Raw genomic sequence first — 14,396 nt, 5'->3', positions numbered from 1 at the left:
ATCTTTATGGCCCTGATTGATATCTAAGGAGCACTTATTACAAAAACCACGACGACCGCGCGGCGCAACAAACCTAAGCCTTTGCTAGCGTCAACAGCGGCTTGCTAACTGATTTTGCATGGGTTATCCTTTTCAATTAAAAAAACGACCTCTTTCACCTTTTAAAGAGGTTGTTCCTTATTTTATAAGGTTTATAAGGTTTACAGTATCCACAACTGTTTGTTAGGCAATGTCTTACACGCATCATCTATTACAAAAACCACGACAACCTATTACAAAAACCACGACAACCTATTACAAAAACCACGCAGCATCTATTACAGAAACCACGACAATCTATTACAAAAACCACGACAGCCTATTACAAAAGCACGACAGCCTATTACAAAAGCACGAAAAGAGCTAGATAAGGCAAGGATGGATGGGAGTTGGTATTACAAAAGCACGACTGGTGGGTGAAAATAAAGCACGACTGGTGGGTGAAAATAAGCGCACCAATACATTCTGTATCTATTACAGGTAATAAGAGTTGTAATAGATGTAAACGTTTTGCATCTTTCGCTCTCTTACTTAGTGCTTGACGATGCAAACAGTTCTGTTCGACTCTACCCCTTCTGAGGAGCCTAGCGGCAAAATTGTAGTTCAGCACAATGCGCTGGTAAATGCTCGCTTTGATCTTAGCACTGTGGAAATGCGCCTATTTATGGCTATGCTTTCCCGTATCGGGCGCGACGACAGTGAGTTTCGGGAAATGTGTATTCCGCTCACCGAAATTGTGGCTTTGTCGGGGCGTCGGCCTAGTAGCAAGGACTATCAGCAGGTAGCCAGCATGTGCGACCAATTAGTAAGTCGCATTTTGCATATTGAGCGTCCTACCTTGGCCCAACGTAAAGAGCGTCGCAACTCACCCGACTTCGATAAGATTCCGTTGATGGCCTATGCCAAATACCGTGGCGAGGAAGGAGCATTGCGGGTACGCTTCAACGATGAAGTGATGCCGTATCTACTGCAACTGCACCGCAATTTCACTAAAGCCCAGGTAGTGCAGTTACTCAAGCTGAAGAGTCCCCACTCGTACCGGATTTACTGGCTTTTGAAAGAATACTCCACATTTGGTAATCGCGTGATAAGTGTAGAGGAACTGAAGAGTTTGTTAAACCTAGATGGTCAATACAAGCAATTCCCTCTGTTTAGGCTTCGAGTTTTGGATAAGGCACAGATCGAACTGAGCCAAACAGATCTACCGTTTGAGTATGAACTAATTCGGCAAGGCAAAAGCGTGTTCCAGATTCGTTTCATTTTTAAACAGATGCCTTTGCTAGTGGAACCGTTGTCGGCGTCGCCTTCTGGCTGGCAAGAGATACTGCATCAAGTAGGATTGGCACCTAGCAGCTTGGCTACCATTGTGAAGCTAGTAGAACAAGGCTCAATAAAATCCGAATATGTGACTTTTGTGGTGAAGGCGCAGCGTGAAAAACACCGGCTGGGTAAAGTAAAGAGCCTAGCAGGAGCCGTTTTTACCGCTATTACGAAATGTCACTTAGTTACAGAATACCAACAGGCTCAAGAGCGCAAGAAATTACGTCAAGTAGCGGTTTTGGAAAAGGAAGAATCAGTACGCTTTCGGGTGAGTGAATTAGAGCCAGTGTACCAAACCCTTGTCAAAAAAAAGAAGACTCCTGACGCTACATTCGAAGAGCATTTACAGCGAGTTTATTTAAGCCAAGGATTTGTACTACGCAAAGATCAGGAAGGTAAAGATTGGGTAATAAGACAACAATAATAGTAATTAAGGGGATAGTATATAAATTTGCGGCGCTACACTTAGCCGTGGAGAGCCGGGCCGCCCAGCAGTTGGGTATCAACCCCAAACGGCTCTACCGCTGACAGCAGGCGCAGCTCGTGGCCGAAGTGAGCAGTATGGAAGTAGTTCGGGACCCGGAAGCGCGGCAGTTGCGCGCCTAGCTCAGACGAGCCGAGCAGAAGTTAGATATTTTAAAAAAAGCCTTGGTCAGTTGCCTGCTGTAGGCGCAGGCTCAGCCAGCCACCCGGTGAGCACTTATCAGTACATAGCTCAGCGCCGGTCGCACGTACGCGTACGCCAGCTCTGGTAGGTGCTGTGCGTAGGGCCAAGAGCGTACTATACTATGCGTCGCAGCGACGACAGAGGCCGGTATAACTGGCTTAGCAAGTGGCTATGTACAAATAGTTTGCGTGGCAGTTGGCGGGCTACGGCACCCGCCGTTTGCGGGCTAAAACTGGGCAACCTGGCGCCGTTGGCAGGAGTCGGTCCGCGGGCGTCTGTGACTTGGCTGAATGTGGTTGAGCAGCGTTGGCGGTGGATGGCCGTGGCCGCCGGTCAACCCGACTGTTGGTACAAGCGCAGCGGCTGATATTTGAGAGCTTTGGATTTGAAATATTGAATTGGCCTTAGTATAAATTCTTTAGGCAAAGAATACCAATGAGATGCGCAAACTAGCTTAGTCGTTGCCTGAATATTAAATAGTACATCACAGTATATTAGTGAATAAATTTGTACTTTTATATACTATAAATGTTAATAGTACATATACCTATGCTACGGATTGAAAGGAAACGAGGAAGCAATTGTCATTTTACAAATGGGCGTTTATAAAATGACAACTTTGGTTTATCTTCGCCTCATGCCCCAGTATATTGCTTATTATAGGGTTAGCACCACGAAACAAGGTACCTCCGGACTGGGTCTAGAAGCCCAGCAGCACGCAGTCGCACAGTATGTTCGACCACCCGCTCACGTACTCACGCACTATACGGAAGTGGAAAGTGGCAAGAAAAACCAGCGTCCCCAGTTGCTGGCTGCTATTGCTCACGCCCGAAGTACTAGCGCAACCCTACTCATTGCCAAGCTCGACCGCCTCTCCCGCAACGCGGGCTTCATCTTCGCCTTGCGCGACTCCGGAGTAGATTTTGTCTGCTGCGATATGCCCGACGCTAATACGCTCACGGTCGGCATCTTTGCCGTGTTGGCCCAGCACGAGCGGGAATTGATTAGTAAACGTACCAAAGAAGCCCTTGCAGCTCTTAAGGCGCGCGGTATTGCCCTCGGTCAGCCCGCTAACTTGACGGCCACTGCCATCCGGCAAGGCCAGCAGGTGCGAGAGCGAAATGCCCGGGAAAACAAGGAGAATCGGCAGGCCACACGCTTAGCTGTGCTCCTGCGCCAACAGGGTCATACTCTCCAACAAATTGCGCAGGAACTAAACAGCGGAGAGTATTGCACGCGCCGGGGTAAAAGGTTTGATGCTACTGCTGTCCGCCGACTACTGCTACGACAGGAAATCGCCACTCCACCAGCCTAATGAGACAGTAAGTTTACTTCCTGCTACTGTAATGAAAGAGCCCATTACAGTAAAGTAGTAGCAGATTACTCAACAGCTTTTAAATACCTCAATCAGATGAACTGCTAACTAAATAATGAGCAGCATTCTCTGAATAATCAACTAAGTCGTCTCCTTCCTCAAGGATTCGAACAGGAGCGGTAGTGTCTCTTAAAATATTTAGTGCCTTGTCATATTCTGTACCCAGCTCTCGTTGGCTAGGAGGAGCTACGAGCAAATCGAAGCCATATTTTGGGGTGGTCCAGTAGAAACGGACAATGCGCTAAAATAAGCTGGTTTGGAAGTCGCATTCGAATTGATGGTGAGGTGGTCGAGTAAAAACAGGCAGTTCGAAGTCTTATCTTCCACTGCTCATGCCCGACAAAACCCTTCCAAGCGGCTCGCCGCTAACCCGCAAGAACTATACGCCGGCCTTTGAAGCCGAGTGCGTGCGCTAGGTAGCCGCCGGAGCCCGGTAAACCGATGTGGCCCGCGCCCAGGGCCTGTCGCCGGCCTTACTCGGCCGCTGGCAGCGTCAGGCGTTAGCCGAGGCCGTACCAAGTAGTGCGGAACGGGACGAGATAAAGCGCTTGCGTGCCGAGCTCAAACGCGTGGAACAGGAGCGCGACATTTTAAAAAAAGTCGTGACCATCTTTGCGCAACCACCTCAACCATGAGCCGTTACCAGTTTATTGAGCAGGCTATGGCTACCGACCCGGTGCAGGTGCTCTGCCGCGTGCTGGAAGTCAGTGCCGCTGGCTATTATCAGTGGCGGAGCCGGGCAGCGCGCCCGACGCCCACTTGGGAGCCGGCGGCTACCGCCGCCTTTTCACGCCATGCCCAGCGCTATGGCACCCGGCGTCTGCGGGCGGAAGGACACACCATCGGGCGCTACGCGTTGCGCAGCTGGCTACGTCGCTGTGGCTTGCAGGCGCTGAGCACCCGTCCGCAACGCCCGCGTACCACCGTAGCCGACCCCGCGGCCGTTGTGGCCGAAAACCTACTCCTGGGCCAGCCCGCGCCCACCGCGCCCAATCAGGTGTGGGTCGGGGACATTACGTACCTGCCATTGGTGGGCGGGCGCTGGTGCTATTTGGCCACGTGGCGCGATGCCTGTTCGCGGCGCGTGGTGGGCTGGCACCTGGACCAGCAGATGCCCACCGAACTGGTACTCAGGGCACTGGAGCAAGCCCTAACACTACGCCAGCCGGCTCCGGGCCTCATTATCCACACCGACCGTGGTAGTCAATATACCAGTTCAGCTTGCCGGGCGCGCATCGACAAAGCCCAGGCACTGGCCAGCTATAGCCGGCCGGGCAACCCGTATGATAACGCCCAGGCCGAGGCCGGTTGGAGCACGCTTAAAACCGAATTGCTACCCTATGGCGGCGCGTTTGCGAGCCTTGAAGAAGCCCATTTAGAGGTCGCCTACTACCTCGACACCTACTTCAACCTGGACCGCCGCCACTCTGCCCTGGGCTACCGCTCCCCGCACCAATTCGAATGCGACTTTCAAATCAGCATATCTTAGCGCACTGTCCGTTTTCACTAGACCACCCCAAAACGACTCGATTGCTCTCTTGTAAGTTTACCAAAGAACAGAAGACGGCTATTACCGCAGGACTTTTTGGCTGATGCGGTGTCCGTCTAACTCCAGGACGACCACATACAGGCCAGGCCGACGCAAGTGCGCTTCTTGCGCAGTGAGCTGATATTGATACTGCCTGGCCGCTTGAGTCTGCCGAACCACGGTCTTTACCTTCCGCCCGCTCACATCATAGAGGCTAAAATCCACCTGGGCACTGGTGGGCAGTGTGTAGAGTGATGAACTCCCGCACGGGGTTGGGATAAACTTTGACCTGGTAGTCATGCTGCGTTGCTTTCACCTGTACGCCCGTGATGGTCCAGTCGACCACATATAGGTGCTGCCGTAAGTGCTGATTCTGCCGGGTCAGCGCCGTCGTATCTACAACTTCCACTTGAATCCGGTTGGTGCCTTCCTGCAGCGAGGCTAACGGTACCGCCGCTTGTCCCTGCCGGCGCAGAAACGGTACGCCATTGCGTTTCCAAGTAATACGTAACGTATTGGGATCCGGCGGGAATAAGCGCTGCCGGCTTGAGAGAGGGCTGGTAACGGTAGGATGGGGCCTGACAGGCACTACTTGCCCAGAACGGCAGCAGGAGCAACGGCCGTAGGATCGAATAAGGAAACAAGGGATAGTCGGAACAAACAGATAAGTATAAGCGGAGCAACGTATCAAAAAGCTACTGGAAAACCAAGGCGGCCCGGCGTGCCTTATTGGTCCCACACGAGGTCAGGGATTCCGTCCGGTACGTCATGAAGTCGACATACGGCGTGTTCTTGTCAGGGAGAATAGAGCCGCAGATAGTTTCTTCCCATAAAAATAGACAAAAACCAGAACCGGACTATTCGCCAGCTAATCAAGCTTCTGAGAAAGCTTGATTAGCATACTACTGTTTCCTGGACAGGTCTGAGAATAGCAACGAATTTAAACTGGCTTATTGTTATTGCTGGGATTGTATTTGAGGTGGTCCGATTACGCTGGACAGTTTAGAGTACTAAGTGTAGTCAACTGTTGATGACTGTGATACATCGTCTGGTAATCGATACGGGAGTGCCGGCGCTCGTGATTATAGTAATCAAAATAGTCGGCGACGCTGCGTTGGGCGTCCGCTAGATCAGCAAAAACGGGCCGCTCGCGGACTTCGAGCACTTCGGTTTTGAGGCGTGACCACAGGCTTTCGGCCTGGGCATTATCGTAACAGTCGCCGCGCCGGCTCTGCGAGCGCACGGTCTGGTGGTCGTGCAGCAGTTGCCGATAGACATTGCCGCAATACTGCCCACCGCGGTCGGAGTGCACGAGCAGGCCCGGGGTAGGCGGTTGCTCCCAGAAGCCCGCTGCAAAGCCATGGTAATCAGTTTCTCGAGCATGTCAGCTCCCACTCGCCGTTGGTCAGCGGTAGATACGTGATGTCACTGACTCAGACCTGATTGGCTTGCGTCGGCTTGGGCTGGTGGAGCAGCCAGTTGGGCGCGCAGCGCAGCCCGTGGGTTGAGTCCGTGGTGCGCGGGGTAAAGGCCTTGGGTTGCAGCGCGTGCAAGCCCCGGCGGCGCATGACCGTGCGGAGCCGCTGCCGCCCCACGTGATAGCCCTTGCGGCGCAGTTCGACACGCAGCCGACGTGTACCATAGCAGCGCTTATGCACCCCAAACGCCTTCACCAGCGCCGTTTCCCACGCCGGCTCACGCAGTGCCGGCCTGTTGCTGCTGAGCTTGTTGCCAAGCGTAGCAGCAACAGGCCGGCACTGCCGCTAGCTAGCAGAGCAGCCGCACGGGGTAGTGATCTCGCTGCGCGTCGATGAAAGGGTAACGGCTCATTGGTCCGGTGTCTGCGATAATGCGGCTACAGCATTCCGATGGCAATGGCTTTTTTAAAATTTCTAACTCCTGCGCCTGCCGCCGGTTGGCGGCCTACCTCAGCCGCCGTGGCCGGGTCCAACTCCGCGCCCTGGGCAGCCGCGACCGGCGTGAGTGCCTGTTTCTGCCATTTATAAGAGCAACTTCGGGCTGATGTTGAGCGCACGGGCAGCCGCCTGAGTCGAGCGGCTTTCGCTGGCTAGGCGCAACGCTTCGGCGCGGAAGGCGACGTCATAGCGCCGACACTTGGCGGGTGGGGGGCTGACTTTCATGGCGTTCGAAAGAGTAAAACCTATTCTGTCCAGATTTACTCGACCACCTCAATTTTACCCTTTTAGCCCAGATCAAAGGTACCGTATCCTGCTTGGCGTAGAAACCCTCACTCCGACGCTTTAGGAGCTCGCTTAACCAGCTACACAATAATTGTAATATGGTAGTGGTTGTATATTTACTACACTCCACCCATCCCATTTTTCTATCTCTATCTTCATCGTATTTCTTTCTTCTTTGGTATGACTTTCTTCCGCTTTTTTTGGGGACTCTTACTCAGCTTTTGTCTCGTTGTCAGCACCACGCAGGCCCAACAGGTTGCGGCCAGTGATGCCCATACGGCCTCTATACACGCGGACGGGACGCTTTGGACCTGGGGAGACAATACGTATGGGCAATTAGGGCACGGTACGTTCACCAATCAGAGTACCCCGACGCAAGTGGGAGCGGCGGGCAACTGGCAGGCGGTTGCCGTAGGGGATGGCTTCACTGTCGCCGTGCGCACGGATGGTACGCTCTGGGCCTGGGGGCGCAATGACTCCGGGCAGCGGGGCACAGATGACGGGACGTATAGTCAGACGATACCCGTACAGATCGGTACCGATACGTGGCAAAGCATAACAGCTGGGGCGGACCATGCAGTCGCCCTACGCAGCGATGGAACGCTGTGGGGCTGGGGGAGAAATGATCAGGGACAAGTAGGCGTCGAGAGTACGACCAGGCCGCTGGCAGCGCCCAGGCAAATTGGCACGGCGACGACCTGGCGCAGCGTGGCGGCCGGCGGTGCCCATACACTGGCTTTGCGCACGGACGGGACGCTGTGGAGTTGGGGCGCCAACGCGGAAGGGCAAGTAGGGTTGGGTACCACTGGGAGCCCATACTGGGAGCCCGCACAGGTCGGCACTGCCACCACCTGGCAGCGCATCGCCGCCGGGGGCCAGCATTCGCTCGCCGTGCGCACGGATGGTACGCTTTGGAGTTGGGGCCGCAACGCTGCTGGCGAACTAGGCACGGGCAACACTCTCCGACAGACGACCCCACAGCAGGTGGGGTCCGCGACGACCTGGCAACAGGTGAGCGCCGGTCAGCAACACTCGGTGGCCCTGCGCACGGACGGGACGCTGTGGAGTTGGGGGGATAACACGTATGGTCAACTTGGCGATGGCACGACAACCCCGCGCCGGCAGCCCGGGCAGGTCAGCAACGCCACGGGGTGGAACGCGGTAGCGGCGGGCGCAGACTACACTGTTGCCGTGCAAAACAACGGGGGCTTCTGGGCCTGGGGCGATAACTCGTACGGCCAGCTGGGCAACAATGCGGGGTTGCAGCTTACCCCCGTTCTCGTGGCGCCTCCCAGCCTGTGGCGGCATGTGACCACGGGCGTCGCGCATACCGTCGCGATTCGCTCCGACGGCACATTGTGGTCCTGGGGCAGCAATGAGCAGGGGCAGTTGGGAGACGGCACCACCCGCGGGCACGATACCCCGGTGCAAATCAGCGCAGCCACGTGGCAGAGCCTGAGTGCCGGCAATACTACCACGCTGGCCATCCGCTCCGATGGCACTCTCTGGGCCTGGGGAAGTAATGACCAGGGGGAATTGGGTACTGGCCGCGGGGCTGGCGCGCTCGTTCCCGTGCAAGTGGGAACGGCTACGACGTGGCAGCAGGTTAGTGCAGGTAATCACCATGTGGCGGCGATCCGCACCGATGGTACGCTGTGGACCTGGGGCAGCAACAACCAGGGGCAATTGGGTACAGCCGGCTCGACGGATAGCCCCGTGACGCAAGTCGGTACGGCCACCACTTGGCGCAGCGTGGCCGCGGGGCAGCGCCACACGCTAGCGTTGCGCACGGACGGCACGCTGTGGGCCTGGGGCGATAACAGTAGTGCTCAACTCGGGGACGGTACGCGGACCAGCCAGCCGCAGCCAGTATCCATTGGGACTACCACCACCTGGCGCAGCATCGCGGCCGGTGGGGAGCACAGTCTGGCCGTGCGCACGGATGGTACGTTGTGGACCTGGGGGAGTAATAGTTGGGGGCAATTAGGGAATCCCACGTGGGGCACGCAAGCCACGCCCCGACAACTTGGTACCGTCACTACTTGGCAAGAGGTGAGCGCCGCGGGTTATGTATCGGCTGCGCTGCGCGGGGATGGTTCGCTGTGGACCTGGGGGCTCAACGAGTGGGGACAACTAGGCAATGGCACCACCCAGACCCAATACACGCCAGTGCAGGTAGCTACTGGCGCAAGTTGGCGCGAGCTCGCCATCGGGCGGGACTTTATGCTGGCGATTCGCACGGATGATCAGCTCTGGGCGTGGGGCCTGAACCGGAGTGGGCAACTCGCGCAGCCGATTGCCAACCCTTCCCCGGTGAATGTTCCGACGGGGGGCGTTACGCTTAGTAGCCGTGCGGGCCGTCGTCCTGGTCCTTGGCAACTGGCGCCTAACCCGGCGCGCGACCAAGTACAGGTATTGGGCCTCCCTTTGGGGAAGGTCGCCCTGCAGGTCTTCGATACGCAGGGACGCTTGCTCCGTACGGCAACGACTGCTCACCTCTCGCTAACAGGCTTGCGACCGGGTCTATATTTTGTGCGGACGGCCACTGCCGTGGCGACACATACTCTTCGGCTGGTGGTGGAGTAGGTCACTAATACGGCTTTTTCACGAAACAACTTACGGTATGTCCTAGCCAGCCAGCACCTCGCGCAACTTGGCTGCGTCGTTGGCATTGCTACTTACTTGGCTGGGGTTGGGCAGGTGACTCATCCTGATCTAGTGGGCTTATAACCTTTAGTAAAATCACCGGTTGCCTGAACGTCCATACATCTAATAATCAGCATCTTCACCCTCTCACCTCCCCCTTGTTCATGAAATTCAACCCCCTCTTCCTGCTGGGTGTAACGCTAGCAGCCTTCTACGGTCCTGCTGCCGCCCAAACAACGCCAACGCCTGCACCGAACGCCCGCCCGGGGAAAGGAGTCCCTCCCCCCAAACGGGCCACCACGCCACCACGCACGGCGTCAGTATCGGCCGTGCAAGACACCGCAGCCTTTCGACGCTCCGGCCGCCCTGCTGACGGCATTCTAATGCGCGCCCAAGATTTTCCCTCGAAAAAGAAAAATTAGAGGAAGAGACCGTTCGAGCATCTGCCGGTATAAGGCTCGATAACCCGGCCTTATCGCTACTAAACTTCACTATGACACGACCCCGTACTAATCGGTTCTTATTGTATTCGTGAAGTACTTTTTTAGGCGTCTTACTCCTTCCTATTACTCCCTTTGCTTCTTCTCTATTGAAAAAGGTGTTTACCACGCTTGCCCTGTTGCTGACCATGGGAGTTGGTGCTCATAGTCAGGGAATGGCGCCGGCGCCGCGCCTTATCGTGCGGCTCATCGACGACCTTGCGCCCGCAGCGGCCGCCTCCTCGGCCACGGCCAAAAAGCAGACTTTCGAACAGCTGAACCGCCGCCACGGAGCGGTGCAGGTGCAGGCCCTGAATCGGGGGCGCCTCCAGAGCCGGGGGGCGGCCGTTGCGGCGCCGGCCCTGTACCTTATCACTCTGCCCGCGGGCACCAATGGTGAGCAAGCGGTTAAAGAGTATGAGCAGACCAACCTGTTCCGCTACGTGGAGTTAGACGCGGCCGGGCAGGGTGGTGGCTATATAGGGCGTCGTACCGACCGACGCCCTATATAGCCGTCAATGGAACCTAAAAAACACGGATTTCTTTGCGCTCTCCCCGGCCCGGGGCGGACATCCGCATGGAGGGCGGGTGGGCCATCACCCGTGGCGACTCCTCCGTGACGGTGGCCATCATCGAAACCGGCTGCAAGCTGGACCACCCCAAACTTGACCGTCGCATCTGGCGCAATCGTCGGGAAATTCCCGGCAATAATATTGACGACGACCTCAATGGCTACATTGACGATGTGCAGGGCTGGAATTTTGTATCCAACACCAGCAATACCACCGATGACCAAGGCCATGGCACCAACATCGCGGGCATCGTTGGGGCTTCGGGCAATAATTCACTGTGCTACGCGGGGGTTAACTGGGACTGCAAACTACTGATTTGCAAAGGCCTCGATGCTCAGAAAGATGGCTTTTATTCCTGGTGGATCAGTAGCATCTTCTACGCCGTGAACAACGGGGCCCGCGTCATCAACATGTCGATAAGCGGCCTTTCGTTCTCGCAGTTCCTACAGGATGCCATCGCCTTTGCCAACCAGCAAGGCGTGGTGGTGGTGGCCTGCAACATGAACACCAACAGCAATACTCCCTATTACCCGGCCGCCATGATGGGCGTCATCGCCGTGGGCTCTACCAACCCCAACGACGCCCGCACGAGTCCTTTTTTCTGGAGCGCCACCAGCGGTAGCAACTATGGGGCCCACCTTTCAGTGGTGGCGCCCGGCAACTACATCTACGGTCTGAGCCACACTTCCAACACCGATTACAACAGCTACTGGAGCGGCACTTCGCAGGCCACGCCGCACGTGGCCGGCCTCGCCTCGCTGCTGCTGACCATCCGGCCCCAACTGACGCCCGCGCAGATAAAAACCACACTGCAATCAACCGCTGATGACCAGATTGGTCCGCCCAGCGAAGATGTTGCCGTCTGGGACCAGTACTACGGGTTTGGCCGCGTAAACGCCGCCCGCGCCCTGGCCTCCGTGGTTACGAGTGCCACCGCTCCGCGAATAGCTGCCTCAGCGCTCCAGGTATTTCCCAACCCAGCCAGCCATTACCTCACCCTACAAACAACCACTCCCGCCTGCTGCACCACGAGGTGCGCATCGTTAACAGCATCGGCCAAGTGGTGTACCGCCGGGTGCTGGCGACAGCCACGCTCCAGTTGCCCCTAACCATACCCCCGGGAACCTACTGGCTAGCAGTGACCGGCACGGGCCGTCAGCTGTTCATTGAATAGCCTGAGCTCAGAAAGAAAGAATGCCTCTGACGTAGTGCCAGAGGGCTTTTTTGTTACACGAAACATAGAATGCATTAAACCCCAATACGGCGCCATACGCGTCGGCGCAGGTCGCCGTCGTTGCGCAGCACGCCAGATTGTATTAAAAACTTGGCGGTGGTCTAAAGAGTGGTTTTTGTATTTTGAGGAATGATCCAGATTATTCTTTCCTGTGGCAAGTGCGGGAGCACGGCCATTCGCAAGAATGGGCATAGTAATGGCAAAGCCAAATACTTATGCCTTGTCTGCTGCCATCAGGCGGTATTTGAGCCGGCGGCTCCGCGCAAAGCCGCCCAGTATGCCCAGGTCGAGAAGCTGCTCGTCGAGCGGGTCTCGCAACGCGCTATTGTGCAGGCCACGGGCATGGCCCGCATGAACGGAACGTAGCCAAACTGGCAAAAAAAAGCGCAGACTAGCCCACCTAGTTGCCCGCTGCCACCACGCCTGAAAGAGTTGGAGTTAGATGAGATGTGGACGTTTGTGGGGCGCAAACGGCGCAGAAAGTGGCTTTGGCTGGCCGTCGAGCGCCATTCACGACGCATCGTGGCCTGGGTGCTGGGCGGGCGTGGGGTCACCACGGCCCGACGCCTGTGGCGGGCGCTACCCGCTCCCTACCGCCGCAGCACCTGGTACCATACCGACGCCTGGGAAGCCTACCGGCGCGTGCTACCCAAGGCCGCCCACCGGGCCCACGCCAAAGGCAGCGGGCAGACCAGCATTGTCGAGTCGATCAATTGCTCGTTGCGCCAGCGCTGCGCCGTGCTCGTGCGTAAGTCCTGCTCATTCAGCCGCTCGCTGGCCATGCATCACGTGCGCATTCAACTCGTCATTGATGAGCATAACCGACGATGCACCACCTCGTAGACCACCACCACCGCCAAATACTGGGTTGATTCCTGGTGTTTAGAGCTTGCGCCATTATCTTTCCGTTATGACTCGCAAACGCCTGCTGGCCCTTCTTTGGACCCTCACGTTCCTCTCGGTGGCGTTGGGCTCGGTGACGGCCTATGTTGGACCGTTGTACTGGCTGAGCGCTTTTCTGTTGTGGGCCACTGGATTCTGCACACTAGTGGCCCAATCTCCTAGGCTGAGTTGGAATAGAGCGGCGACGCCCGCGTGGCTGCTTTGCTCACTGGGGACCGGGGCAGCTGGAATCGCCTTATGCTACTTCGCCGCGTCCCCAACGCTTTTTGCCGGGTGGTTTGTGGGCCTAACCAGTGTTCTGATGCTGCTCGCTGCCCCCCTGCCCGGCATTTCATCGCGCACGAGCACATTGTTGGCCCAGAACGTGTTCTGAATAGTGGCATTCGAGTTCTTCTCAAATACCAACTCCGACCAACCCATAAAGAAGCTCCACTTTGGTTGCGACGCCAGTAGACTCGGGGAGGGTAGCACTTCGCATTCGCAGATGGCAATGGGCTTGCCGCCGGCTGCATTCAGCATGGCGTTGTACTTGGCCGTGGTATACCCCTGACCATCCGTATAATACATATCCAGGCTCAGCATGTCCCAATAGCTGCTGCCAGGGTTGTAGTTGGCCAGGCCCGAAGCTAGGTAGCTGAAATCCTGCACGTTCCACACCCAGATGAGGTTGGTGAGCCCTTTGGTGTTGCGCAGGTAGTCGTGGGTGATTTGGTAGAGGCGGGCCGTGCCGTTGGGGCCGGGCCGACCGGCTCACCAGAATACGTGCTGCTGGAAAATCTGCATTTGTTGGAAGGAGACTACTTGAAGCGGGCCGCCATTTTGCTATTTCCCCCTACTCCGGAGCGGTTTGTGACGAGGGTGTATCTAAAAATTGGCCGCTTCGCCACGGATGATGACCTACGCCTACCAGGACGAAGTGCACGCCCCCCTATTTGACCAGATTGAAAAAGGGTTGGACCTGCTGCTGACCAAGTACTTGGCTGCCGGTATCACCTATGAGGGCGTCCACCGGCGGGAGGAGTTCCTGTTTCCGCAAGAGGCCCTGCTGAACGCCTTGGCGCATAAGGATTACAGCGGCGGCGCGCCGGTGCAGATCAGCGTGTACGACGACCGGGTGATCTTCTGGAACGATGGCCACCTGCCTGAGCACTGGACCATCGAAAACCTTACCCGCAAGCATCCTTCGCGGCCGCTCAACCCGGACCTAGCCAATACGCTGTTTCGGGCGGGCTACATTGAATCGTGGGGCCGCGGCACGCTCAAAATGATAGCCGAATGCCGTCGCCATGCGCTGCCGCGCTACCGCTTCGAGGCGGGCGGCTGCACCGTCAAGTTTTTCAAGTATATGGAAGCCTCCTTGCAGGCAGAGGGCCTGCGCAACCAATTGGTTACCATTATGCTGTCGGTTCAGGCTTCAGGAGCCATTTAATTC

General features: G+C 56.5%; 15 protein-coding genes and 2 pseudogenes. 11 read left to right on the top strand and 6 right to left on the bottom strand.

The window, feature by feature from the left end:
• The first annotated feature begins 583 nt into the window (after positions 1-583).
• The 4 genes and pseudogenes from F1C16_RS22585 to F1C16_RS22570 form a co-directional block, all read left to right on the top strand.
• Positions 584-1,783: a replication initiation protein gene (locus F1C16_RS22585; protein WP_185284758.1), complete on the top strand. Its 1,200-nt coding sequence runs from the start codon at positions 584-586 to the stop codon at positions 1,781-1,783.
• 880 nt (positions 1,784-2,663) lie between these two features.
• Entirely contained in the window at positions 2,664-3,341 is a 678-nt protein-coding gene (locus F1C16_RS22580) for a recombinase family protein (protein ID WP_185284757.1), read from the top strand.
• A gap of 503 nt (positions 3,342-3,844) precedes the next feature.
• Positions 3,845-4,036, top strand: coding sequence for a hypothetical protein (locus F1C16_RS23465; RefSeq protein WP_185284756.1), 192 nt, complete (start codon positions 3,845-3,847; stop codon positions 4,034-4,036).
• Positions 4,003-4,890 (top strand): annotated as a pseudogene (locus tag F1C16_RS22570) (IS3 family transposase); the annotation flags it as partial. The gene F1C16_RS23465 and the pseudogene F1C16_RS22570, both read left to right, overlap by 34 nt.
• Before the next feature lie 81 nt (positions 4,891-4,971).
• On the opposite strand, the gene F1C16_RS23460 reads toward F1C16_RS22570, so the two are convergent.
• The 5 genes from F1C16_RS23460 to F1C16_RS22545 form a co-directional block, all read right to left on the bottom strand.
• Positions 4,972-5,229, bottom strand: coding sequence for a T9SS type A sorting domain-containing protein (locus tag F1C16_RS23460; protein WP_185284755.1), 258 nt, complete (start codon positions 5,227-5,229; stop codon positions 4,972-4,974).
• Positions 5,144-5,338, bottom strand: coding sequence for a hypothetical protein (locus F1C16_RS22560; protein ID WP_185284838.1), 195 nt, complete (start codon positions 5,336-5,338; stop codon positions 5,144-5,146). Before F1C16_RS22560 ends, F1C16_RS23460 begins: the two co-directional genes overlap by 86 nt.
• A 579-nt stretch (positions 5,339-5,917) precedes the next feature.
• Complete coding sequence (locus F1C16_RS22555; RefSeq protein WP_185284754.1) at positions 5,918-6,241, bottom strand: integrase core domain-containing protein; 324 nt, start codon at positions 6,239-6,241, stop codon at positions 5,918-5,920.
• A gap of 121 nt (positions 6,242-6,362) precedes the next feature.
• Positions 6,363-6,587: an IS3 family transposase gene (locus tag F1C16_RS23455; protein ID WP_374940621.1), complete on the bottom strand. Its 225-nt coding sequence runs from the start codon at positions 6,585-6,587 to the stop codon at positions 6,363-6,365.
• Positions 6,588-6,929: 342 nt separating this feature from the next.
• Positions 6,930-7,070 (bottom strand): hypothetical protein, encoded by a 141-nt coding sequence (locus F1C16_RS22545; protein ID WP_185284752.1) that lies wholly within the window; start codon positions 7,068-7,070, stop codon positions 6,930-6,932.
• 240 nt (positions 7,071-7,310) lie between these two features.
• Between F1C16_RS22545 and F1C16_RS22540 the strand changes: the two genes are divergently transcribed.
• The 6 genes from F1C16_RS22540 to F1C16_RS22515 all read left to right on the top strand — a co-directional run bounded on the left by F1C16_RS22540 (position 7,311) and on the right by F1C16_RS22515 (position 12,904).
• Complete coding sequence (locus F1C16_RS22540) at positions 7,311-9,716, top strand: T9SS type A sorting domain-containing protein (RefSeq protein WP_185284751.1); 2,406 nt, start codon at positions 7,311-7,313, stop codon at positions 9,714-9,716.
• A 224-nt stretch (positions 9,717-9,940) separates the two neighbouring features.
• On the top strand, positions 9,941-10,198 hold the full coding sequence (locus F1C16_RS22535; protein WP_185284750.1) for a hypothetical protein: 258 nt from the start codon (positions 9,941-9,943) through the stop codon (positions 10,196-10,198).
• A 176-nt stretch (positions 10,199-10,374) separates the two neighbouring features.
• Positions 10,375-10,767: a hypothetical protein gene (locus tag F1C16_RS22530; protein WP_185284749.1), complete on the top strand. Its 393-nt coding sequence runs from the start codon at positions 10,375-10,377 to the stop codon at positions 10,765-10,767.
• 32 nt (positions 10,768-10,799) lie between these two features.
• Complete coding sequence (locus F1C16_RS22525) at positions 10,800-11,936, top strand: S8 family peptidase (RefSeq protein ID WP_185284748.1); 1,137 nt, start codon at positions 10,800-10,802, stop codon at positions 11,934-11,936.
• A gap of 254 nt (positions 11,937-12,190) precedes the next feature.
• A complete protein-coding gene (locus F1C16_RS22520; protein WP_185284747.1) occupies positions 12,191-12,427 on the top strand; it encodes a hypothetical protein in 237 nt (78 codons plus the stop codon).
• A 66-nt stretch (positions 12,428-12,493) separates the two neighbouring features.
• Positions 12,494-12,904, top strand: a complete 411-nt coding sequence (locus F1C16_RS22515) for an IS1 family transposase (RefSeq protein ID WP_185284746.1) — start codon at positions 12,494-12,496, stop codon at positions 12,902-12,904.
• Positions 12,905-13,204: 300 nt separating this feature from the next.
• On the opposite strand, the pseudogene F1C16_RS22510 reads toward F1C16_RS22515, so the two are convergent.
• Positions 13,205-13,681: pseudogene (locus F1C16_RS22510) on the bottom strand (glycosyl hydrolase); the annotation flags it as partial.
• 154 nt (positions 13,682-13,835) lie between these two features.
• Between F1C16_RS22510 and F1C16_RS22505 the strand changes: the two are divergent.
• Positions 13,836-14,393: an ATP-binding protein gene (locus F1C16_RS22505; RefSeq protein WP_258049203.1), complete on the top strand. Its 558-nt coding sequence runs from the start codon at positions 13,836-13,838 to the stop codon at positions 14,391-14,393.
• Positions 14,394-14,396 lie beyond the last annotated feature (3 nt).

The organism is Hymenobacter sp. NBH84 (assembly GCF_014217645.1).
GTDB lineage: Bacteria > Bacteroidota > Bacteroidia > Cytophagales > Hymenobacteraceae > Hymenobacter > Hymenobacter profundi.
Note: the sequence above shows the minus strand (reverse complement) of the source record. Positions and strands in the feature narration are given on the sequence as shown.

Coding starts and splice junctions, on each gene's coding strand:
- F1C16_RS22585 (WP_185284758.1), top strand. CDS start 584: ATGCAAACAGTTCTGTTCGACTCTACCCCTTCTGAGGAGCCTAGCGGC.
- F1C16_RS22580 (WP_185284757.1), top strand. CDS start 2,664: ATGCCCCAGTATATTGCTTATTATAGGGTTAGCACCACGAAACAAGGT.
- F1C16_RS23460 (WP_185284755.1), bottom strand. CDS start 5,229: ATGACTACCAGGTCAAAGTTTATCCCAACCCCGTGCGGGAGTTCATCA.
- F1C16_RS22545 (WP_185284752.1), bottom strand. CDS start 7,070: ATGAAAGTCAGCCCCCCACCCGCCAAGTGTCGGCGCTATGACGTCGCC.
- F1C16_RS22540 (WP_185284751.1), top strand. CDS start 7,311: ATGACTTTCTTCCGCTTTTTTTGGGGACTCTTACTCAGCTTTTGTCTC.
- F1C16_RS22535 (WP_185284750.1), top strand. CDS start 9,941: ATGAAATTCAACCCCCTCTTCCTGCTGGGTGTAACGCTAGCAGCCTTC.
- F1C16_RS22520 (WP_185284747.1), top strand. CDS start 12,191: ATGATCCAGATTATTCTTTCCTGTGGCAAGTGCGGGAGCACGGCCATT.